Source organism: Ferrovibrio sp. GW821-FHT12E11 (genome assembly GCF_058806975.1).
The window spans coordinates 2,262,851-2,283,285 of the sequence record NZ_JBXAQG010000001.1 but is presented as its reverse complement, the minus strand read 5'-3'; the positions used below and the strand labels follow the sequence as shown (position 1 = coordinate 2,283,285).

The following is a 20,435-nucleotide window of genomic DNA, read 5'->3' as shown; positions in this document are numbered from 1 at the left end:
AGATTATTCGGCGGCGGTCTGCAGCGCTGCTGTCGCCAGTGCGCTGCCCCGCGGCACGATCAGCGGAATGGCTTTCGCGCTGATCCGGGTCGCGGCTGGCAGCACAGCGGCAATATCGCCATCGGCCTGCACCGGTTCGCCGGCCTTGCCATGGATGACAATCTCGCGTCCACGCACCAGCTCGATTTCCGGCAGCTTCTGCAGCAGGCCAAGGGTCATCGCCGTTGTCGCGCGCAGCGCGCCGATGCGGCCGCCCATGCGGAACAGGCAGACCTCGAAGGCTGGATCGTCCAGCCGCGCATTGGGCGAGCAGATAAATTTCCCACCGTAGAAATGGCCCTTGGCGATCACCGCCGAGGCGCAGTCGTAATCCTTGCCGTCGATCGTCAGGCGATATCCCGGAACCTCGTACTGCACGAGCTGGCGTAAGGATTCGATCACATAGGAAGCCTTGCCGAGCCAGCGCTTCAGCTTCGGCGGCAGCTTGGCCACCACATGGGCGTCGAAGCCGACGCCGGCCATGATGGTGAAGAGCCTGTCATTCACAAAGCCCGGCCAGATCATGGTCTGCGGTCCATGCAGCACCGCCTGCATCACGCTGGGCGGATCGAGCGGCAGGCCGATTTCCATCGCCAGCACATTGGCAGTGCCCAGCGGAAAAATCCCGAGCGGCGCGCTGCGCTCCGGCAGACCATTGGCCACTTCGCCAATCGTGCCGTCGCCGCCGGCCGCCACCACCGCATCGTATTTCTCGGCCTGGCCATCGGCGGCAAAGAGTTCGGCATCGCCACGTTTGCCGGTGGGCCGGAATTCGACCGCACAGCCGGCATCTTCCAGCAGGTCGAGATAGGCCTCCAGGCGATGGCGTTTCCGCCGCCCGGCCGTCGGGTTGTAGATCACCAGCAGACGGCGACGATAGGACGCAGGGACGGAGGAGCCGGACATGGCGGCCCGGATAGCAGATTTTCCGCCCGGGCGTCAGCCATGGTTTTGTGACAGTCAGGGCCACGGCCCGGTCAGCAGCGCATACCGGAATATGCTAAGCCGGATGCATGACATGGTATGCGATTCGGCTCCTGCCGCTGCTTCTCCTTATACTGGCGACACCGGCCCGGGCCGCCGAACCGGCGCTCCTGCCAGCCGTGCTGGACGGCGACACCATCAAGATCGCCGGGGTGAACTACCGCCTGCATGGCATCGACGCTCCCGAAAAAGCCCAAATCTGCCAAAGGGATGGCCATGACTGGCTGTGCGGCCAGGAGGCGGCGGCCTATCTGCGCGGCCTGATCCGCGGCCGGGCCGTCACCTGCGCAGAGAAGGACCGCGACCGCTATGGCCGGGTGGTGGCCATCTGCTATGCCGGCGGGGACGACCTCAACCGGGCCATGGTGCGGGCCGGCCTGGCCTGGGCCTATACGGCTTACGCCCCGGATTACGCCGATGCCGAGCTGGAGGCCCAGATATTAAGGAATGGCATCTGGGCCCCCACGGCCACCGCCCAGCCGGCCTGGGACTGGCGGCGCGACAGACGGCAAAAACCGGCCCGAATCCGGGGTTGACAGCCCCTTGGCCCCGGCTATAGTGCGCCCCTCGAATTCAGGCGGTGCCGGACGGCCGGCGCTGCCGCTTTCTTATGGAATATCAAGATGTTCGCAGTGATCAAGACCGGCGGTAAGCAGTACAAGGTGGCAGCGGGCGACGTGCTCGAGGTCGAACTGGTGGCTGGCGAAGCCGGTGCCAAGATCGAATTCAACCAGGTTCTCGCCATCGGCAACGGCGCCGACGTCAAGCTCGGCAAGACGCTGAGCGGCGCCAAGGTCATCGCCGAAGTGGTCGGTCCGACCCGTGGCCCGAAGCTGGTCATCTTCAAGAAGCGCCGCCGTCAGAATTCGCGTCGCAAGAACGGTCATCGCCAGCATTACACTGCGGTGAAGATCCTCGAGATCGCCGCCTAAGCGCGCGCTGAACAGTTTAAGGAGACAGTTCCATGGCACATAAGAAAGCTGGCGGCTCTTCCCGCAACGGTCGCGACTCAGAGTCCAAGCGCCTCGGCGTCAAGAAGTACGGCAGCGAAGCCGTTGTCGCCGGCAACATCATCGTCCGCCAGCGTGGCACCAAGGTGCATCCGGGCAAGAATGTCGGCATCGGCAAGGATCACACCCTGTTCGCCACCGCCGACGGCAAGGTCAAGTTCCACGAGGGCAAGGGCAGCCGCTCGTATGTTTCGGTGCTCCCGCCGGAGGCGTAAGTAGACGCGCCTTTCCCGCAAGCATCACAATCGATCAAGGGGAATGGCGCAGGCCATTCCCCTTTTTCTTTGCCCTTACTGACAGACCGATATCCAGATGAAGTTCCTCGACCAGGCCAAGGTCTATATCGAAAGCGGACAGGGCGGCCCCGGCTCCGTCAGCTTCCGCCGCGAGAAGTTCATCGAATATGGTGGACCCGATGGCGGCAATGGCGGCAAGGGCGGCGATGTCTGGGTCGAATGCGTCGATGGCCTCAACACGCTGATCGACTATCGCTACCAGCAGCATTTCCGCGCCGCGCGCGGTGGCCATGGTTCCGGCCGCCAGCGCTCGGGTGCCAATTCCGATGACGTGATCCTGAAGGTGCCGAAGGGCACGCAGGTTCTGGCCGAGGATAACGAGACCCTGATCGCCGATCTGACCGAGATCGGCCAGAGAGTATTGCTGTGCAAGGGCGGCGATGGCGGTTTCGGCAACGAACATTTCAAATCGGCCACCAACCGCGCGCCGCGCCGCGCCGATCCCGGCTGGCCCGGTGAGGAAAAGTGGGTCTGGCTGCGTCTGAAACTGATCGCTGATGCCGGCTTGGTCGGCCTGCCCAATGCCGGCAAATCGACCTTCCTGAGCCGTGTCAGCCGCGCCAAGCCCAAGGTTGCCGATTATCCCTTCACCACACTGAAGCCGCAGCTCGGCGTGGTGAAATCGAACGACCGCGAATTCGTGCTGGCGGATTTGCCCGGCCTGATCGAAGGCGCCGCCGACGGTGCCGGCCTCGGCCATCGCTTCCTCGGCCATGTCGAACGCTGCGCGGTGATCCTGCACATGCTGGACGGCACCGCTGAAGATCCGGTGAAGGACTGGAAGCTGATCCGCAAGGAGCTGAAGGTCTATGGCGCAGACCTCGACAAGAAGCTGGAGATCATCGGTCTGAACAAGATCGATGCGATCCCGGCCGACGAACTGAAAGACAAGATCGCCAAGCTGAAACGCGCCGCGAAACGTCCGGTGCTGGCGCTTTCGGGCGTCACCGGCGAAGGCGTGCAGGTGGTGAGCGACGCACTCTATGCCATCATCGCCGAAGCGCGCGCCGCCGAGAAGGTGCGGATCGAGCTCGAGGCCGGCGAGGATGAGTAACGGCCTCGACAAGGCCAATCTTGAGAAGAGCCGGCGCATAGTCATCAAGGTCGGCTCGTCGCTGCTGGTCGATGCCGAGAAGAACACGCTGCGCGATGCCTGGCTGACTGCCCTGGTCGAAGACATCGCAAACCTGCGCGCCGATGGCAAAGAAGTGCTGGTCGTCTCGTCGGGCGCCATTGCGCTCGGCCGGCGCATTCTCGGCCTCGACGCGAAAGCCATGCGGCTGGAGGAAAGCCAGGCCGCCGCCGCGGCCGGCCAGATCCGGCTGTCATCGGCCTGGCAGGATGCGCTGGCGAAACATGACCTGAAGACGGCGCAGCTGCTGCTGACGCTGGGCGACACGGAATCGCGCCGGCATTACCTGAATGCCCGCGAGACCGTGAACACGCTGCTGAAACTCGGCGTGGTGCCGGTGGTGAACGAGAACGACACGGTGGCCACCGCCGAAATCCGCTTCGGCGACAACGATCGCCTGGCCGCCCGCGTGGCCCAGATGATTTCGGCCGACTGCCTGGTGCTGCTGTCGGACATCGACGGACTCTACACCGCCGATCCCGGCCTCGACGCGAATGCGAAATTCCTCACCGAGATCGAGGCGATCACGCCGGAGATCGAAGCCATGGCCGGCGTGTCGCGTTCCGGCCTCGGCCGCGGCGGCATGATCACCAAGATTGTCGCCGCCAAGATCGCAGTCGGCGCCGGCTGTGCCATGGTGATCGCCAACGGCAAACACCTGCATCCGGTGCAGAGCGTGCGCGACGGCGGACGCTGCACCTGGTTCCGTGCCCATTCGACGCCGGCCGCCGCGCGCAAGCAGTGGATCGCCGGCCATCTCAATCCGCAGGGCACGCTGACGCTGGATGACGGCGCGGTGAAAGCGCTGCGGTCCGGCCGCTCGCTGCTCCCCGCCGGCGTCACCGCTGTCGACGGCCGTTTCCAGCGCGGCGATCTGGTCCGCGTCTGCACCCGCGACGGCACCGAGATCGCTGTTGGACTTTCGGCTTATGCCGATGAAGATGCCCGTCGCATCAAAGGCCACAAATCCGGCGACATTGAAGAGATTCTCGGCTACCGTGGCCGCGACGAAATGATCCATCGTGACGAGTTGGTACTGCGATGAACGTCCAGAGTTCTATCTCATCTGACAGCACGGTCCTGATGGCCGAGATCGGCCGTGCGGCGAAAGCGGCCGCCGCGATCCTGAGCACCGCCAACACGGCACAGAAGAATGGCGCACTGCTGCATGCCGCCAAGGCACTGCGCGCCAGCGAAGCCGCCATCCTGGCCGCGAATGCGGAAGATGTGGCGGCTGGCAAAGCCAAGGGCCTGACGCCGGCGCTGCTCGATCGCCTGACCCTGAGCGCCAAGAGCATTGCCGGCATCGCGCAGGGCCTGGAAGAGATCGCCGCGCTGGCCGATCCGGTGGGCGATGTGATGGCCTGCTGGACCCGGCCCAACGGCCTCAAGATCGAACGCGTGCGCACGCCGCTGGGCGTGATCGGCGTGATCTATGAAAGCCGGCCCAATGTGACCGCCGATGCCGGCGGCCTGTGCCTGAAAGCCGGTAATGCCTGCGTGCTGCGCGGCGGCTCGGAAAGCTACAAATCCAGCAAGGCGATCCATGCCTGCCTAGTCGAAGGCCTGCGGCAGGCTGGCTTGCCCGAGGCGGCGATTCAGCTGGCGCCCACCACCGACCGCGCCTTCGTCGGCGCCATGCTGGCTGCGCCGGAGTATCTCGATGTGATCGTGCCGCGCGGCGGCAAGTCGCTGGTGGCACGCGTGCAATCCGAGAGCCGCGTGCCGGTCTTCGCCCATCTCGATGGCAATGTGCATATCTATGTCGAGCACAGCATCGATTTGGTGATGGCCGAACAGATCGTGCTGAACGCCAAGCTGCGCCGCACCTATGTCTGCGGCGCTGCCGAGACGCTGCTGATTGAGCGTGCTGCCGTCGCTACGCATCTTAACCGCCTGGTGCAGGCTCTGCTGGATGCCGGCTGCGAAGTGCGCGGCGATGCCGATGTGCAACTCGCCGATCCGCGCGTGAAACCGGCCACCGAGGCCGACTGGGCAACGGAATATCTGGATGCCATTATCGCCGTGAAGGTGGTGGAGGGCATTGACGACGCCATTGCCCATATCAGCACCTATGGCTCGCATCATACCGACGCCATCCTGACACAGGACGCGCAAAACGCCGCGCAGTTCATGAACCGGCTCGACAGCGCCATCCTGCTGCACAATGCCTCGACGCAGTTCGCCGATGGCGGCGAGTTCGGCATGGGCGCCGAGATCGGCATCGCCACTGGCAAGATGCATGCGCGCGGCCCGGTCGGCGTGGAGCAGCTCACCACCTTCAAATATCTGGTGCATGGCACCGGCCAGATCCGGCCCGGTTGATCGAGCAATCCGGCGGGCGCGGCGCATGATCCCTCCTCTTGGTTCGCGCCAGCGCCTGCGCATCGGCCTGCTCGGCGGCTCGTTCAATCCCGCCCATGCCGCCCATCGCGAGATCAGCCTGACGGCACTGCACCGGCTGAAGCTGGATCAGATCTGGTGGCTGGTCAGTCCGCAGAATCCCCTGAAAAGCCGCAGCGGCATGGCGCCCCTGGGCAAGCGCCTGGCCCAGGCTCGGGCCACCGCCGCCCATCCCGCCATCCGGGTCACCGCCATCGAGGATACTCTGGGTACGCGCTATACCGCCGACACCCTGCGACGCCTGCGGCTGCATTATCCGATGGCGCAGTTCGTCTGGCTGATGGGCGCCGACAACCTGGCGCAGTTCCACCACTGGCGCGACTGGCAGGATATTGCCGGGCAGATGCCGATCGCAGTCCTCGACCGGCCGGGTTACAACCTGACCGCGCCGCAGAACCCGGCCGGACAGTGGCTGTCCCGCTTCCGCGTCCCGCGCCACCAGGCCGTCGCCCTGGCCGCCATGCCGGCGCCGGCCTTCCTGCTGCTGAAATCCAAGCTCAACCCCTTGAGTGCGACGGCGCTGCGGGCGAAGAATAGACAACAGGGAGAACGGCCATGAACAGCTATCTCGTGTCTTACGACTACGGCTCTGCCGGCCTCTGGGCCATCGTGAAAGCCCCGGACAAGGCGAGTATCGCCAAGCGCTTCCCCAAGGTCGACATCATGGAAGACAAGCCGGTCTCGATGACCGCAGTGGAATACGGCAAGCTCATCACCTACGACCTCAATGGCACGCTGCCGCAATGGCTGGCGGAGCTTGAGGTGAAGTAACCCTTACGAGACCTTGATGACCACCTTGCCGGTGGTCTTGCGCGACAGCAGCGCCTGCATCGCCTGCGGCACCTGGTCGAGCGCAAATGTACCCGAGACATGGGGCTTCAGGCGGCCCTGTTCGTAGAGCGCCAGCAAGGCGGCAAAGTTGGCGCGATTCTTCTCCGGCTCGCGCGCGGCAAACGCACCCCAGAAAACGCCGACGATGCTGCAGCCCTTGATGAGCGCCAGATTGGCCGGCGCTTCCGGGATGCGGCCCGAGGCAAAACCGATCACCAGCAGACGACCATCCCAGTTGATGCAGCGCAACGACTGGTCGAAGGCATCACCGCCGACCGCGTCATAGATCACATCGGCGCCGTTGCCACCGGTGAGTTCCTTCACGCGGTCCTTGATGCTTTCGGTGCTGTAGTTGATGACATGGGCGGCGCCATACTCTTTCACGATGGCAGCCTTCTCGTCGGAGCCGACCGTGCCGATCACGGTGGCGCCCAGTTCGCGGCCGAGTTCCACGGCATTCAGGCCGACGCCGCCGGCAGCACCATGCACCAGCAGCACCTCGCCCTTTTTCATGCGGCCGCGATCGACCAGCGCATGATAGGTCGTGCCGTAGGTGATGGGGAAACCGGCGGCCGTCTCATACGGCATGCTGGCCGGAATCTTGAACACATTCCCGGCCGGACACTGCACCTGCTCGCCGAAAGCGCCGCTGCCGGTGGTGGCCATGACGCGGTCGCCGGCTTTCAGGTCGCTGACCTTCTCGCCCACAGCCACAACCTCGCCGGCGCATTCCATGCCGGGCGCAAAGGGGAAGCTCGGCTTGAACTGGTATTTGCCGGCGATCATCAGCGTGTCGGGGAAATTCAGGCCGGCGGCATGCACCTTGATGCGCACCTCTTTCGGGCCGAGCGCCGGCAGCGTCAGATCGTCGAGCACCAGGCTCTCCGGGCCGCCCCAGGCCTTGCACACCATCGCCTTCACAGTGATTGCCGACATTGCTGAACGCTCCCTGGCTTTATTATTCTTATGCTGCAGATACAGAAATGGCGCCGATGTGAACCGGCGCCATTTGCAATCGCTGTGGTCTTACTTCGGCGACATGACCATGGTCATCTGCCGGCCTTCCATCTTGGGCGTCTGCTCCATCTTGGCCTTTTCGCCAAGATCGTCGCGCACGCGATCAAGCAGTTTCATGCCGAGTTCCTGGTGGGCCATTTCACGGCCGCGGAAGCGCAGCGTCACCTTGACCTTGTCGCCTTCTTCCAAGAAGCGCACCATCGCCCGCATCTTCACGTCATAGTCATGCGTGTCGATCATCGGGCGCAGCTTGATCTCTTTGAGTTCGATGATCTTTTGCTTCTTGCGCGCCTCGGCGGCCTTCTTCTGCTCCTCGTACTTGTACTTGCCAAAGTCGAGGATCTTGCAGACGGGCGGATCGGCGGTGGGCGAAATCTCGCAGAGATCGAGGCCGGCTTCTTCAGCCAGACGCAGCGCTTCGCGGATCTGGACCACACCGCGGTTCTCGCCTTCGGCGTCGATCAGGCGCACCTGGGGGACGTCGATCTCGTGATTAATACGCGGGCCGTCGGATTTCGGGGCCTGCTGGGTATTCATTGGGGGACGGGCTATGACGCGCTCCTAAAGTAGTTACAACAAAATCAGTAGGTTAAGGCGAATGCAGCTAGGGTCAGCCTTGGGGCATCCGTGCCTCGGCCGACAATCTAGCAATCGCCTCGGCCAACGCAATGGTTTCCTGCTGCTCCGTGCCCAGACGCCGCAGCGTCACGGTGCCCTGTTCGGCTTCCTTTTTGCCGACCACCAGGATCACCGGCACCTTGGCCAAGCTGAGCTCGCGGATCTTGTAGTTGATCTTCTCGTTACGCAGGTCGGTATCGACCCGCAGGCCGGCAGCATCGAGCTGGTCGGCCACCTGCTGGGCGTAAGCATCGCAATCCGAGACGATCGGCGCGACCACGGCCTGCAAGGGAGCCATCCAAAGCGGGAGACGGCCGGCATACTGTTCCAGCAGGATGCCGATGAAGCGCTCGAAGCTGCCCAGGATCGCGCGATGCAGCATCACCGGACGATGGCGGGCGCCATCAGCGCCAACGTAATCCGCATCCAGGCGCTCGGGCAGCACGAAATCGACCTGCAGGGTGCCGCACTGCCAGTCGCGGCCGATGGTGTCGCGCAGCACGAATTCCAGCTTCGGGCCATAGAAGGCGCCCTCGCCGGGATTCAGCGTGTAGTCGAGGCCCGATGCGACGCAGGCATCCTTCAGCGCATTCTCGGCCTTGTCCCAGGTTTCGTCCGAGCCGGCGCGCTTGGCCGGTCGGTCGGAGAACTTCACCTTGATCTCGGTGAAGCCCATGTCCTTGTAGATCGATTGCAACAGGTCGCAGAAGATCTTGCTCTCCGAGATGATCTGGTCCTCGGTGCAGAAGATATGCGCGTCGTCCTGGGTGAAGTTGCGCACGCGCATGATGCCATGCAGCGCGCCGCCCGGCTCGAAGCGGTGGCAGGAGCCGAACTCGGCCATGCGCAGCGGCAGGTCGCGGTAGCTCTTGAGGCCCTGGTTGAAAATCTGCACATGGCAGGGGCAGTTCATCGGCTTCAGCGCGAAGATGCGCGCATCCGGATCGGCCGCATACTCGCGCAGGCCCTCTTCATTCTCCGCGATATACATGCTCTCGCGGAACTTCTCCCAGTGGCCCGAGGCCTCCCACAGCTTGCGGTCGACCAGCTGCGGCGTCTTCACTTCCAGATACTTCGCCTTTTCCAGGCGCTGGCGCATGTAGCGTTCCAGAGTCCGATACAGCGTCCAGCCCTTGGGATGCCAGAACACCATGCCGGCGGCTTCTTCCTGCTGATGGAAGAGACCCATTTCCTTGCCCAGGCGACGATGGTCGCGCTTCTCGGCCTCTTCCAGCCGCTTCAGATAGGCGTCGAGTTCCTTCTGGTCGCGCCAGGCGGTGGCATAGACGCGCTGCAGCTGGCGATTGTTGGCATCGCCGCGCCAGTAGGCACCCGAGACCTTCATCACCTTGAACACCGGCGGCAGTTTGCCGGTGGAAGGCAGATGCGGCCCCATGCAGAGGTCGAGCCAGCTGTCGCCCTGGCGATAGATCGAAATGGCTTCGCCGCGCTTGGCAATTTCCGCCACCCATTCGGCCTTGTAGGTCTCGCCGATGGACGTGAAATAATCGACGGCCTTCTGCGGTTCCCATTCCTCGCGGCTGATCGGCAGGTCGCGCTTGACGATCTCGGTCATGCGCTGCTCGATCTTGCCGAAGTCTTCCGGCGTGAAGGGCTCGTCGCGCACGAAGTCGTAATAGAAGCCGTCGTCGGTCGACGGCCCGAAGGTGATCTGGGTGCCGGGGAACAGCTCCTGCACCGCCTGCGCCATCACATGGGCGCCGTCATGGCGGATCAGCTCGAGCAATTCGGCCTCGTTCTTGTCCTTCAGCGTCACGATCTCGAGCTTCACGTCGCGCGTGATCGGCGTCTTCAGGTCCTTGAGCACGCCATCCAGGCGGATGGCCAGCGCCGCCTTGGCCAGGCCGGCGCCGATGCTGGCCGCCACATCCGCGCCGGTGCTGCCGGCCGTGTAAGTTCGCACGCTGCCATCGGGCAGGGTGACGCGGACTTCGGCAGCAGAAAGGGCAGAGCTGGACATGATTTAGCGGACCTCCAAGGGGGCGCAGCCTAGCCGCCCCACTCCCCCTGTCAAGCCAGCGCCCCGGTCGATTCCGGGCCGATTCCGGGCAGGCAAACCGGGCATTGCCGCTTTCGGCGGCAGGGTGGCCCGGCCTGCGGAATCCCCGCGGCGGAATTCGCTGGGCCGGCCGGCCGAACCATGCTGGCATAGCCTTCGCATAACCGGACGGGGAAACCGTCATAACAGGGGGCTCAATCATGCGTATCCGATCCATTCTGGCTGCCACGCTGGCCGTCACCGGCCTGGTCGCCGTCGGCCTTGGCGCACCGGCGGCTTTCGCCGGCGCCACCTTCGATGCCGTCAAGGCCAAGGGCTTCGTGCAATGCGGCGTGAACGGCAGTGTCGCCGGCTTCTCGGCGCCGAACAGCCAGGGCCTGTGGACCGGCATCGATGTCGATATGTGCCGCGCCGTGGCCGCCGCCGTCTTCGGCGATTCCAGCAAGATCAAATACACCGCGCTGACGGCGCAGCAGCGTTTCGTCGCCCTGCAGTCGGGCGAGATCGACGTGCTGACCCGCAACGTGACGCAGACGCTGCTGCGCGACGCCTCGCTCGGCCTGCGTGAGGCCGGGGTGAATTTCTATGACGGCCAGGGCTTCATCGTGAACAAGAAGCTGGGCGTGAAGTCGGCGAAGGAGCTGAACGGTTCGACCATCTGCGTGCAGCCCGGCACCACCACCGAGCTGAACCTCTCGGATTACTTCCGCAAGTCCAACATGACCTTCAAGGCGGTGGTGATCGAAAAGGTGGACGAGAATATCGCCGCCTTCAGCTCCGGCCGTTGCGACGTTTACACCACCGATGCCTCGCAGCTCGCCGCCGTGCGCGTCACCGCGCTGAGCCCGCCGGATGATTACATCATCCTGCCCGAGCGCATCTCCAAGGAGCCGCTCGGCCCCATGGTGCGCCAGGGCGACGACCAGTGGTACCAGGTGGTGAAATGGGCGCTGCTGGCGCTGAAGGAAGCCGAGGAACTCGGCATCACCCAGCAGAATGTCGATGAGATGCTGAAAAGCGAGGATCCGGTGATCAAGCGCTTCCTCGGCGTCACGCCGGGCTATGGCAAGGCGCTCGGCCTCGATGAGAAATGGGCCTACTGGATCGTCAAGCAGATCGGCAATTACGGCGAGAGCTTCGAGCGCAACCTGGGCAAGGGCAGCCCGGTGAAGCTGGAACGCGGCTTGAATGACCTGTGGACCAAGGGCGGCCTGATGTACGCCATCCCGCTGCGGTAAGATCCGCGTCGCTGTGCCGTCGCGTCAGGCCTTTTTCTCCTGCGCGGCGGCCAGTTCGGCATCCTTCACCCGTATCCGCGCCAGCGCCGGGCGCTGGGCGAAGCGCTCGATATAGGTCTTGATCAGCGGTGTCACTGGCACAATGCCAAAACCGGTGGTCCAGGTCAGCGCCATGCCCCACAGGATATCCAGCGCGGTGAAGCGCTTGCCCAGCATATAGGGTCCCTGCGAGAGCTGCTCGTTCAGCGTCTTCATCACCAGGTCGTAATCGCCATAGGGGCTCATGCCCGGCGGCGCTGGTTCGCGCTTCAGCGCGCGGTCGACCAGCGCCGGCTCGAAACACGAGCCATAATAGGCCATCCAGCGCAGGTAAGGCCCGCGGTCGGGATCGTCGAAGGCCGGTGCCAGACCGGCCTCGGCGAACAGGTCGGCCAGATAGATGAAGATCGCCACCTGTTCGGTGATCAGCGCATCGCCATGGCGGATCGCCGGCACCTTGCCCATCGGATTGACGCCGAGATAGGCGGGCTGGCGGTTCTCGCCGGCCTTGAGGTTCACCACCTGCAGATCGTAAGTGGCGCCCAGCTCTTCCAGCAGCAGCAGCACGCCGGCCGAACGGCTGTTGGTCGCATGGAACAGCGTCAGCTTGCGCCTGTCATTCACGGATCTGTCAGGCATGGCGAACCTCTCAACCGTGATCGGGGAACAGCAGCCTCGTATAGACGCGGATATAGGCGTCGCACATCGCGTCGATGGTGAAGCGCTCCGACACATGACGGCGCGCCCGTTCGGCGATGGCGACGCGGCGCGTCGGTGTCAGCTTGAGCGCCTCGTCCAGCGCATCGGCCAGCGCATCGTGATCGGATGGCGGCACCAGCCAGCCGGTCTCGCCCGGCAGCACAGTTTCGCGCGAGCCGCCGTGATCGGTGGCCACCACCGGCTTGCCCATCGCCTGCGCCTCCACGGCGACGCGGCCGAAACCTTCGGGGAAGGTGGAGGCCGAAACCACCACATCGGCCAGCATATAGGCGGCCGGCATGTCCTTGCCGTCACCCGGCATGCGCACGCAGCGATCAAGGCCGAGCTGCACGATCAGACCCTCAAGGTCGGCACGATAGCCTTCGCGCCCCTGGGTATCGCCGAGCAACACCGCGGTGAAATCCTGTTTGCCCTCATGGCGCTCAGCCAGCTTGGCCAGCGCGCGCAACAGCACGGTATGGCCCTTCCAGCGCGTCAGCCGGCCGGGCAGCAGGATCACCGGGCGGCCGTCAACCAGGCGCCACTGCTGCTGCAGGTTGGACAGGCGTTCGGGATAGATGCGGCCGGGATCGAATTTCGCCAGATCGATACCGCGCGGAATGGTGACCAGACGGGCGCGCGGCACGCCGAAGGCCTTGTTGGCGTAGTCGGCGACGAAATCGGAAATCGCCACCACCATGTCGCCCTTGGCCATCGGCCCGGCCCAGAACTTGCGGAACCAGCTATGCGACTTGTAGGCATTGTGGAAGGTGGTCACCAGCGGCACGCCGCAGCGCTGCGCCGCCAGCCGCGCCGACCAGGCCGGCGCGCGCGAACGCACATGCACCAGATCGACCGGCAGGCTACGGATCAGCGCTTCCAGCTTCGCGGCATTCTTGCGGATCACGAAGGGATTCTTGCTGGCGACCGGCAGCGTGATGTGTTTGGCCCCGGCGCGCTCCAGCTCGCGCACCATCGGCCCGCCAGCCGAAACCACATAGGAGACCCAGCCGGCCCTGGCCAGCGCCTTGGCGGTATCCACGGTACCGCGTTCGACGCCGCCGGTGACCAGCGCCGGCAGCACCTGCATCACGGCGGGCGGTCTTCCCGGGTTATGGGTATTCAGGGTAGAAAGGGGGGTGTCTGGCATTGCGGCTGAAAGACTCGAGGCAGGCCACTATAGGCCGCCTGCCGGGTAGCGCAAAGCCGGGCCTGTGGCAAGTGAGCGGGGGCGGGCATGCCTGCATTTGGCAGATTTGCACTATGTGTCCTGGTTTCGAGCCTCGCGGCGGCAACGGCCGCGGCGCAGACGACCGGCAAGAATCCCTCCCATGCCGACATCCTGCGCGGTTTCGATGCCGCCGCCTTCTGGGCCAGCCGCGAGGATGTCGATTACGGCGGCACCTACAATCCCACCGGCATGGTGATCAAGTGGCAACGGCCGATCCGCTACCGGGTCGAGGGCCTGCGGTACAATGCCGACGCGATCAAGGTGGCGGTCGACGCCCTGACGCGCATGGGCGGGATCACCGGCATCAAGGTGCAGGAAGCCAAGGACGAGAAGGAGGCGAACTTCACCGTCGTCTTTCGCGACGTCGCCGTCTTCATGCTGAACGGCCGGCGTGCCGGCTGTTACATGACGCCGAGCTACAATCCGCCGACCGGCCAGATGACCAAGGCGGTGCTGCAGGTCAACCTGTCCTTCAAAGGACTGGAGCATTGCATCATCCATGAGACGCTGCACGGCTTCGGCCTGCTGAACCATCCGCACAAGCTGCACTCGGTGCTGAGTTACTACACCACCAGCTTCGTCCATGACCTGACCGAAGCGGATATCGTGATGCTGCAGACTCTGTACGATCCACGCATGAAAGCCACGAGTTCGCGGCTGGCTGGCCTGATCCTGGCGGACGGAATCATCGAGGAAAAACGCCGCGCCCTGAATCCCGCCGCGCCGCCCAAGACGGACTCCACGGCGATTTTCCAAGCCACCTTCGCCGATCTGGAAAAAACGGCCGCCACCGGCAATGTGCGCGCGCACCTCTATCTGGCCGAAGCCTATCGCTTCGGTCTCGTCGTGCCGCAGGACGAGGCGAAGATGCGGCAGATCATCGACCGTGCGGCCGCCCTGCCCGAGATCGCCCAGCGCTTCGACGTCGCCTATGCCCTGGCTGCCGGGCTGTATGTGCCCCGGGAGGAAAGCCGCGCGGCCGCACTGTACCGCCGCAATGCCGAGGCCGGCCATATCGTGTCGCAAAATAATCTCGCGGTGCTGCTGCGGGACGGCAAGGGCGTGACACAGGACCTGCAGGAAGCCCTGATGTGGTTCACCATCGCCGCCGGCAAGGATTACAGCCTGGCCGAACGCAACCGCCAGAAGTTGCTACCGCAGATCTCCGAAGAGGATCAGGCCATTGCGACCCGGCGGGCGGCGGCATGGAAACCCGGGCCATAAGCCGCTAGATAAGGTGGCATGACCGGATACGCCATGGAGCACAGACTGCAGTGATGCGGCAGATCGGGATTCTGGCCCGGCTCATTGTATTGGCCGGCAGCCTGTGGGCCGGCGCCGGTATCGGCAGCATCGCGGCGCGCACCCCGGCGCCATCCCCGACTCCCTCCCATGAGGATATCCTGCGTGGCTTCGATGCCAGCGCGCTGTCGGCCAGCCGGGAGGATACCGCCTATGGCGGCAGTTACGATCCGGTCGGCATGATCGTCAAATGGCAGAAGCCGATCGTCTACCGGATCGAGGGCCTGCGCTCACGGCCGGATGCCATTACCCTCGCCATCGCCACGCTGAGGCAGCAGGCCGCGCTGGCCGGCGTCGAAGTCCGCCCGGCCGCCGCGCCCAGTGAAGCCAACTACACCATCACCTTCCGCAATGTCGCCGCATTCAATATCGGCGACCGCAAGGCGATCTGCTACGCGACCTATAATTTCGATACCATCGGCCATATGCAGTGGGCCGCGCTGCAGATCAATCTGGCGGCGCCCAGCCTGGAACGCTGCGTGCGGCACGAGGTTCTGCACAGTTTCGGCCTGCTGAACCATCCGCATCGCCTGCATTCGGTGATGAGCTATCAGACCGGCGACCAGGTTGCCGATCTCACCGAGGCCGATCTGGTGCTGCTGCGCAGCCTGTATGATGCGCGCATAACCCCGGCCATGTCGCGGCTGGCAGCCCTGGTGACGGTCGACGGCCTGATCGAAGCCAACCGCCGTGCCCTCAATCCGGCGGCACCGCCGAAAACCGATTCCGCCCCGGTGCTGCGCGATGTGATCGCCGATCTGGAGCAGGCCGCGGGCGCCGGCAACGTGCGCGCGATGATGTATCTCGCCGAAGCGGCCTGGCAGGGCTATGGCATGCCGAAGAATCCCGCCCGCATGACGGCCCTGATCGACCGCGCCGCGACGACCCGGGATGTGGTGTCGCGCTTCGATCTGGCTTTTGCCCTGGCCAGCGGCCGTTATGTGCCCAAGGATGAAGCCCGCAGCGCGGCCCTGTACCGGCGCAATGCCGAGGCTGGCCATACGGTTTCGCAGAGCAATTTCGCCCTGATGCTGGTCAATGGCGTCGGTGTGCCGGTGGACCACACCGCGGCACTGATGTGGTTCACGCTGGCCGCCCGCGGCAACAACGCCATGGCCGAACGCGGTCGCCGGTTGCTGACGCAAAGCCTGCCGCCGGAGCAGCGACAGGAGGCCGCCCGGCGCGTGGCGGCATGGAAACCGACGCCATAAGCCGCTAGATAAGACGGCATGACCGAAACCCAGTTCCTGACCCGCCCTGACGGTACCCGGCTCGCCTATGCCGCCACGCCAGCCCGTGACGCCGGCGGCCCCGGCATCTTGTTCTGCGGCGGCTTCCGCTCCGACATGACCGGCAGCAAGGCGCTGGCACTGGAAGCCGCCGCAAAGGCGCGTGGCGCCGGCTTCGTGCGCTTCGACTATTTCGGCCATGGCCAGTCCGATGGCGCCTTCCTCGACGGCAGCATCGGTCGCTGGAAAGAAGACACCCTGGCCGTGCTCAAAACCCTGTGCAGCGGGCCGCAGGTGATCGTCGGCTCCAGCATGGGCGGCTGGCTCGCCACGCTGGCGGCGCTGGCGCTGCCCGACAAGGTCGCGGGGCTGGTGCTGATCGCGCCGGCGCTGGACTTCACCGAAGACCTGATGTGGGCCGGCATGAGCGAGGCGCAGCGCGCCGCGATCCTGCGCGATGGCGTGCTGCGCGAACCTTCGCAGTATTCCGACCAGCCTTACGAATATACGCTGAAGCTGATCACCGAAGGCCGCGACCACATGATCCTGAAGGCCGGCATCAGCTTCGACAAGCCGGTGCGCATCCTGCAGGGCATGGCCGACCCGGATGTGCCCTACCAGCATGCGGTGAAAACCGTGGCCGCCTTCCAGGGTGCCGATACGCGACTGACCCTGATCCGCGATGGCGATCACCGGCTGTCGCGCCCGCAGGACCTAGCCTTGCTGATCGACACGGTGTGGAGCCTGCTGTGAGCGATGTGGTCATCGAGACCGTGCGGCTGCGGCTGCGTCCACTGCAGCTTGAAGATGCCGTCGCCGTCTCGACGCTGATGACACCGAATGTCAGCCGCTGGGTCGCCACCTGGCCCAGCCCCTACAGCATCGAGGCCGCAACCGAACGCCTCACCCGCGCCATCGCCAGCAACGCAGAGGGCACCGCCTTCAGCCGCGTACCCGAACGCAAGTCCGACAATGCCATGATGGGCTGGTACGGCGTCGCCGTGATCGATGCAGAAGAGCGCATCGGCAGCATGGGCTACTGGCTGGGCGAGGTCTTCCATGGCCAGGGCTACCTGTCGGAATCGCTGGCGCCGTTTGTGGCGGCGGCGATCCCTGCCCTGCAACTGAAGCATCTCGATGCCGGCGCGCAGGTCGACAATCTGGCGTCGCGCCGCGCGCTGGAACGTCTGGGCATGCACTTCATCGAAGAACGCATGGACCAGACGCCGATCCGCCCCGATCCCGAACTGGTCGCCTTCTACAGGCTGGACTGCAGCGCCTTCAGCCCTTCGCGGTAGGTCGGGTATTTCAGCGTGACGCCGAGATCGCGCTTGATCTTGTCATTCCGCACCCGCCGGCAGTCGGCATAGAAGCTCGCCGCCATCGGCGACAGTTTCGCCTCGGCGAACGGCACTTCCGGTGGCGGCTCGATCCCCAGCAGCCCGGCGGCATAGGCGATCACCTCCTGCGGCGGCGCCGGCTCATCGTCGGCCAGATTATAGATCGCGCCGGGATCGGGATGGCGCATGGAGGCGCGCAGGGTTTGGGCGATGTCTTCCACGTGGATACGGCAGAAGACATGGCCGGGCTTGATGACCCGGTGCGCCGTGCCGTTGCGCAGGCCTTCGAGCTGGTTGCGCTTCGGCCCGTAGATGCCGGCGAGCCGGAACACATGCACCGGCACACCAAGGGTCCGGTGCAGGTCGAGCCAGGCGGCCTCGGCTTCGGCGCGACGTTTGCTGCGCGCCTGCGTCGGGTTGACCGGCGAGGCTTCATCCACCCAGCCGCCCTGCGTATCGCCATAGACGCCGGTGGTGGAGAGATAGCCGAGCCATTTCAGATGCGGCAGTTTGGCGATAGCGGCGGCATGCCAGCGCAGCACCGCGTCGGCTTCTTCTTCTGCAGGTACGGAAATCAGCATATGCGTGGCGGGCGTCAGCACCGAAGCGTCGCTCAGCGGCGTCACACCATCGAAGACATGGGCATCGTAACCGGCGGCGGCGAGATTGGCGGCCTTCTCCAGGCTGCGGCTGGTGCCGATGACGCCCCAGCCCTCGCGGCGCAGCTCGGCCGCCAGCACGCGGGCGCTGAAGCCCAGACCGAAACAGAACAGCGTTGCCATCCCAGAAATCCCATGCCTTGATTTTGCCACGGCGCGCGGCCACTCTGCCGCGCCATGATCGCATTCCGCAAGATAGGGCTTCTGACGGCATTCGCCAGTGTCATGGCCATGACAGGCGCGCTGCAGGCGCAGCCCTCGCCCTCACGCGTGCTGGAAGACCAGAATTACCAGGACTGCCTCAGCCTGATGCGGCGCAATCCGGAAGAAGGTTTCGCCCAGGCGCAGACCTGGCAGGCGACCGGCGGCGGCCTGCCGGCGGCCCATTGCGCCGCCCTGGCGCTGGTGGAGATGAAGCATTACGGCGATGCCGCCGACCGGCTGGAACAGCTGTTGCCGCAAGCCGAGAAACAGGCGCCGCATCTTTCGGTGGCGCTGCTCGACCAGGCCGCCAATGCCTGGCTGCTGGCCGACCAGCCCGACCGCGCGAAGAAGCTGCTGGATATCGCGCTCAAAGTCGTGCCCGACACGCCCGACCTGCTGATCGACCGCGCCATGGCCCATGCGGCGCTGCAGGACTATACCGCGGCGCGCACCGATCTCGATCGCGCGCTGGTCGTGGCGCCGCTGCGCGAGGATGCCATGGCGCTGCGCGCCGCCGCCCGCCGCCAGACCGGCGATCCGGCCGGCGCGCTGCAGGATGCCGAAGCCGCATTAGCCATCGAACCGCGCATGCCGGAGGCTTTGCTGGAGCGCGGCATCCTGCGCGCCGATGCCGGCGACAAGCGTGGCGCGCGGGCCGATCTGCTGCAGGTCCGCCTGCTCGCGCCCGATACCGCCGCCGCGGTTACAGCGGGTCAATATATCGAGAAGATCGACGTCAGGCAGTAAGGCGCCGCAAGGCCTGCGCCGCCTGTTCGCGCACGACGGCGGCTGAATCCTGCGACAGGCGCTGCAGTACCGGCAGCACCGCCGCATCGCCGCTGTTGCCCAGCGCCACGCAGACATTGCGTACGAACCGGTCGCGTCCGATGCGCTTGACCGCCGTGGTGCTGAAGCGGGCGCGGAAACTTTCATCATCCAGCCCGGCCAGATCGAGCAGCGCCGGTGCGTCCAGTTCGCTGCGCGGCTGCAGGCTGATCTCCTGCGCGGTGCTGGCGAACTTGTTCCACGGGCAGACGGCGAGGCAGTCGTCGCAGCCATAGATGCGGTTGCCCATCACATCGGCGAATTCCGGCGCGATCACGCCATCGTATTCGATGGTGAGATACGAGATGCAGCGCCGCGCATCGAGCTGGTAGGGCGCCGGAAAGGCTTTGGTCGGGCAGATGTCGAGGCAGTTGGAGCAGGTGCCGCAGTGATCCACTTCGGCCGCGTCGGGCGCGATGTCCAATGTCGTCAGAATCAATCCCAGAAACAGCCAGGAGCCGAAGTCGCGCGACACTAAATTCGTATGCTTGCCCTGCCAGCCGATGCCGGCGGCGGCGCTCAGCGGCTTTTCCATCAGCGGCGCAGTATCGACGAACACCTTCACGTCGCGGCCGGCCTCGCGATGCAGCCAGCCGGCCAGGCTCTTCAGCTTCTTCTTGACCACCAGATGGTAGTCGCGGCCCTGCGCATAGACCGAGATCGCAGCGCGGTCTTTTCTGGCCAGAACCTCGAGCGGATTGCGGTCCGGTCCGTAATTCAGGCCAAGCGCAATAATCCCGCGCGCCTCGGGCCAGAGCGCATTGGGATGGCGGCGGCGCTCGGCCTTGTCTTCCAGCCAGAGCATTTCGCCATGGCGCTTGAGCGCCATGAATTCATCCAGCCGCTGGGCCAGCTCGGGTCCGATTCGGTCGGCGCTGGTGAAGCCGACCGTATCGAATCCTTCGGCCAGGGCGCGCTCACGGATGCGCGCCTTGATATCCGTCTCAGTCGGCGAGCGCGGCAATGATCGCGATCTCGACGCGGTAATCCGGGCCGGCCAGCTTGGCCTCGGTGGTGGCGCGGGCCGGCGTGTTGCCCGGCGACACCCAGGCATCCCAGGCGCTGTTCATCTCGGCAAACGTGCCCATGTTGCTGAGCCAGATGGTGGCCGAGAGGATGCGAGTCTTGTCGGTGCCGGCTTCCTTCAGCAGCTTGTCGATCTGGCCGAGGATCTGCTCGGTCTGGCCCTTGGTGTCGGCCTTGTTGTCGGCAGCCACCTGGCCGGCGAGATACACGGTCTTGCCATGCACCACGGCCTGGCTCATGCGGGGACCGACTTCGATGCGACGGATGCTCATATTCGATAGTCTCCTAAAGGG

23 protein-coding genes are annotated in these 20,435 nt (G+C 65.0%); 14 read left to right on the top strand and 9 right to left on the bottom strand.

The window, feature by feature from the left end; all coding sequences use genetic code 11:
• Nucleotides 1–3: 3 nt before the first annotated feature.
• Nucleotides 4–945: a diacylglycerol/lipid kinase family protein gene (locus tag AC1ROT_RS11415; RefSeq protein ID WP_492999101.1), complete on the bottom strand. Its 942-nt coding sequence runs from the start codon at nt 943–945 to the stop codon at nt 4–6.
• Nucleotides 946–1,052: 107 nt separating this feature from the next.
• Here AC1ROT_RS11415 and AC1ROT_RS11410 point away from each other — a divergent pair, with 107 nt between their 5' ends.
• The 8 genes from AC1ROT_RS11410 (at nt 1,053) to AC1ROT_RS11375 (ending at nt 6,635) form a co-directional block, all read left to right on the top strand.
• Nucleotides 1,053–1,559, top strand: a complete 507-nt coding sequence (locus AC1ROT_RS11410) for a thermonuclease family protein (protein WP_492973731.1) — start codon at nt 1,053–1,055, stop codon at nt 1,557–1,559.
• Nucleotides 1,560–1,646: 87 nt separating this feature from the next.
• Nucleotides 1,647–1,955 carry a 50S ribosomal protein L21 gene (rplU, locus tag AC1ROT_RS11405; RefSeq protein WP_492973732.1) on the top strand — a complete coding sequence of 103 codons (309 nt, stop codon included), beginning with the start codon at nt 1,647–1,649 and terminating at the stop codon, nt 1,953–1,955.
• Nucleotides 1,956–1,987: 32 nt separating this feature from the next.
• A complete protein-coding gene (gene rpmA, locus AC1ROT_RS11400) occupies nt 1,988–2,248 on the top strand; it encodes a 50S ribosomal protein L27 (RefSeq protein ID WP_492973733.1) in 261 nt (86 codons plus the stop codon).
• 97 nt (nt 2,249–2,345) lie between these two features.
• Nucleotides 2,346–3,383, top strand: coding sequence for a GTPase ObgE (obgE, locus tag AC1ROT_RS11395; RefSeq protein WP_492999099.1), 1,038 nt, complete (start codon nt 2,346–2,348; stop codon nt 3,381–3,383).
• Nucleotides 3,376–4,506 carry a glutamate 5-kinase gene (gene proB / locus AC1ROT_RS11390; RefSeq protein ID WP_492999097.1) on the top strand — a complete coding sequence of 377 codons (1,131 nt, stop codon included), beginning with the start codon at nt 3,376–3,378 and terminating at the stop codon, nt 4,504–4,506. The genes obgE and proB overlap by 8 nt, the downstream gene beginning before the upstream one ends.
• Nucleotides 4,503–5,786, top strand: coding sequence for a glutamate-5-semialdehyde dehydrogenase (locus AC1ROT_RS11385; protein ID WP_492999095.1), 1,284 nt, complete (start codon nt 4,503–4,505; stop codon nt 5,784–5,786). Before proB ends, AC1ROT_RS11385 begins: the two co-directional genes overlap by 4 nt.
• Nucleotides 5,787–5,811: 25 nt before the next feature.
• Nucleotides 5,812–6,423: a nicotinate-nucleotide adenylyltransferase gene (locus tag AC1ROT_RS11380; RefSeq protein ID WP_492999093.1), complete on the top strand. Its 612-nt coding sequence runs from the start codon at nt 5,812–5,814 to the stop codon at nt 6,421–6,423.
• Complete coding sequence (locus tag AC1ROT_RS11375) at nt 6,420–6,635, top strand: hypothetical protein (protein ID WP_492973738.1); 216 nt, start codon at nt 6,420–6,422, stop codon at nt 6,633–6,635. Before AC1ROT_RS11380 ends, AC1ROT_RS11375 begins: the two co-directional genes overlap by 4 nt.
• A gap of 3 nt (nt 6,636–6,638) precedes the next feature.
• Here the strand turns inward: AC1ROT_RS11375 and AC1ROT_RS11370 are convergent, their stop codons facing one another.
• From AC1ROT_RS11370 to thrS, 3 genes are all read right to left on the bottom strand, one after another.
• A complete protein-coding gene (locus AC1ROT_RS11370) occupies nt 6,639–7,631 on the bottom strand; it encodes an NADPH:quinone oxidoreductase family protein (protein ID WP_492973739.1) in 993 nt (330 codons plus the stop codon).
• Between the two features lie 90 nt (nt 7,632–7,721).
• Complete coding sequence (infC, locus tag AC1ROT_RS11365) at nt 7,722–8,249, bottom strand: translation initiation factor IF-3 (protein WP_492973740.1); 528 nt, start codon at nt 8,247–8,249, stop codon at nt 7,722–7,724.
• 73 nt (nt 8,250–8,322) lie between these two features.
• On the bottom strand, nt 8,323–10,311 hold the full coding sequence (thrS, locus tag AC1ROT_RS11360) for a threonine--tRNA ligase (protein ID WP_492999091.1): 1,989 nt from the start codon (nt 10,309–10,311) through the stop codon (nt 8,323–8,325).
• A gap of 239 nt (nt 10,312–10,550) precedes the next feature.
• Here thrS and AC1ROT_RS11355 point away from each other — a divergent pair, with 239 nt between their 5' ends.
• Nucleotides 10,551–11,588 carry an amino acid ABC transporter substrate-binding protein gene (locus AC1ROT_RS11355; RefSeq protein WP_492999090.1) on the top strand — a complete coding sequence of 346 codons (1,038 nt, stop codon included), beginning with the start codon at nt 10,551–10,553 and terminating at the stop codon, nt 11,586–11,588.
• A gap of 24 nt (nt 11,589–11,612) precedes the next feature.
• Here the strand turns inward: AC1ROT_RS11355 and AC1ROT_RS11350 are convergent, their stop codons facing one another.
• Both AC1ROT_RS11350 and AC1ROT_RS11345 read right to left on the bottom strand, forming a co-directional pair.
• Complete coding sequence (locus AC1ROT_RS11350) at nt 11,613–12,266, bottom strand: glutathione S-transferase family protein (RefSeq protein WP_492999088.1); 654 nt, start codon at nt 12,264–12,266, stop codon at nt 11,613–11,615.
• Between the two features lie 10 nt (nt 12,267–12,276).
• Nucleotides 12,277–13,416 carry a glycosyltransferase family 4 protein gene (locus AC1ROT_RS11345; RefSeq protein ID WP_493001156.1) on the bottom strand — a complete coding sequence of 380 codons (1,140 nt, stop codon included), beginning with the start codon at nt 13,414–13,416 and terminating at the stop codon, nt 12,277–12,279.
• Nucleotides 13,417–13,563: 147 nt separating this feature from the next.
• On the opposite strand from AC1ROT_RS11345, the gene AC1ROT_RS11340 reads away from it, so the two are divergent.
• The 4 genes from AC1ROT_RS11340 to AC1ROT_RS11325 are packed head-to-tail and all read left to right on the top strand — an operon-like array spanning nt 13,564 to nt 17,386.
• Nucleotides 13,564–14,781: a DUF2927 domain-containing protein gene (locus AC1ROT_RS11340; RefSeq protein WP_492999086.1), complete on the top strand. Its 1,218-nt coding sequence runs from the start codon at nt 13,564–13,566 to the stop codon at nt 14,779–14,781.
• Nucleotides 14,782–14,834: 53 nt separating this feature from the next.
• Nucleotides 14,835–16,070, top strand: coding sequence for a DUF2927 domain-containing protein (locus AC1ROT_RS11335; protein WP_492999085.1), 1,236 nt, complete (start codon nt 14,835–14,837; stop codon nt 16,068–16,070).
• Between the two features lie 18 nt (nt 16,071–16,088).
• Nucleotides 16,089–16,841 (top strand): alpha/beta hydrolase family protein, encoded by a 753-nt coding sequence (locus AC1ROT_RS11330; RefSeq protein WP_492999083.1) that lies wholly within the window; start codon nt 16,089–16,091, stop codon nt 16,839–16,841.
• Nucleotides 16,838–17,386 carry a GNAT family N-acetyltransferase gene (locus AC1ROT_RS11325; RefSeq protein WP_492999080.1) on the top strand — a complete coding sequence of 183 codons (549 nt, stop codon included), beginning with the start codon at nt 16,838–16,840 and terminating at the stop codon, nt 17,384–17,386. The genes AC1ROT_RS11330 and AC1ROT_RS11325 overlap by 4 nt, the downstream gene beginning before the upstream one ends.
• Here the strand turns inward: AC1ROT_RS11325 and AC1ROT_RS11320 are convergent.
• Nucleotides 17,347–18,210, bottom strand: a complete 864-nt coding sequence (locus AC1ROT_RS11320) for an SDR family oxidoreductase (RefSeq protein WP_492999079.1) — start codon at nt 18,208–18,210, stop codon at nt 17,347–17,349. The genes AC1ROT_RS11325 and AC1ROT_RS11320 overlap by 40 nt on opposite strands.
• A gap of 102 nt (nt 18,211–18,312) precedes the next feature.
• On the opposite strand from AC1ROT_RS11320, the gene AC1ROT_RS11315 reads away from it, so the two are divergent.
• A complete protein-coding gene (locus AC1ROT_RS11315; protein ID WP_492973750.1) occupies nt 18,313–19,038 on the top strand; it encodes a tetratricopeptide repeat protein in 726 nt (241 codons plus the stop codon).
• On the opposite strand, the gene queG is transcribed toward AC1ROT_RS11315, so the two are convergent.
• Nucleotides 19,028–20,080 (bottom strand): tRNA epoxyqueuosine(34) reductase QueG, encoded by a 1,053-nt coding sequence (queG, locus tag AC1ROT_RS11310; RefSeq protein ID WP_492999076.1) that lies wholly within the window; start codon nt 20,078–20,080, stop codon nt 19,028–19,030. The genes AC1ROT_RS11315 and queG overlap by 11 nt on opposite strands.
• Entirely contained in the window at nt 20,061–20,414 is a 354-nt protein-coding gene (locus AC1ROT_RS11305) for a RidA family protein (RefSeq protein WP_492973752.1), read from the bottom strand. Before AC1ROT_RS11305 ends, queG begins: the two co-directional genes overlap by 20 nt.
• Nucleotides 20,415–20,435: the final 21 nt, after the last annotated feature.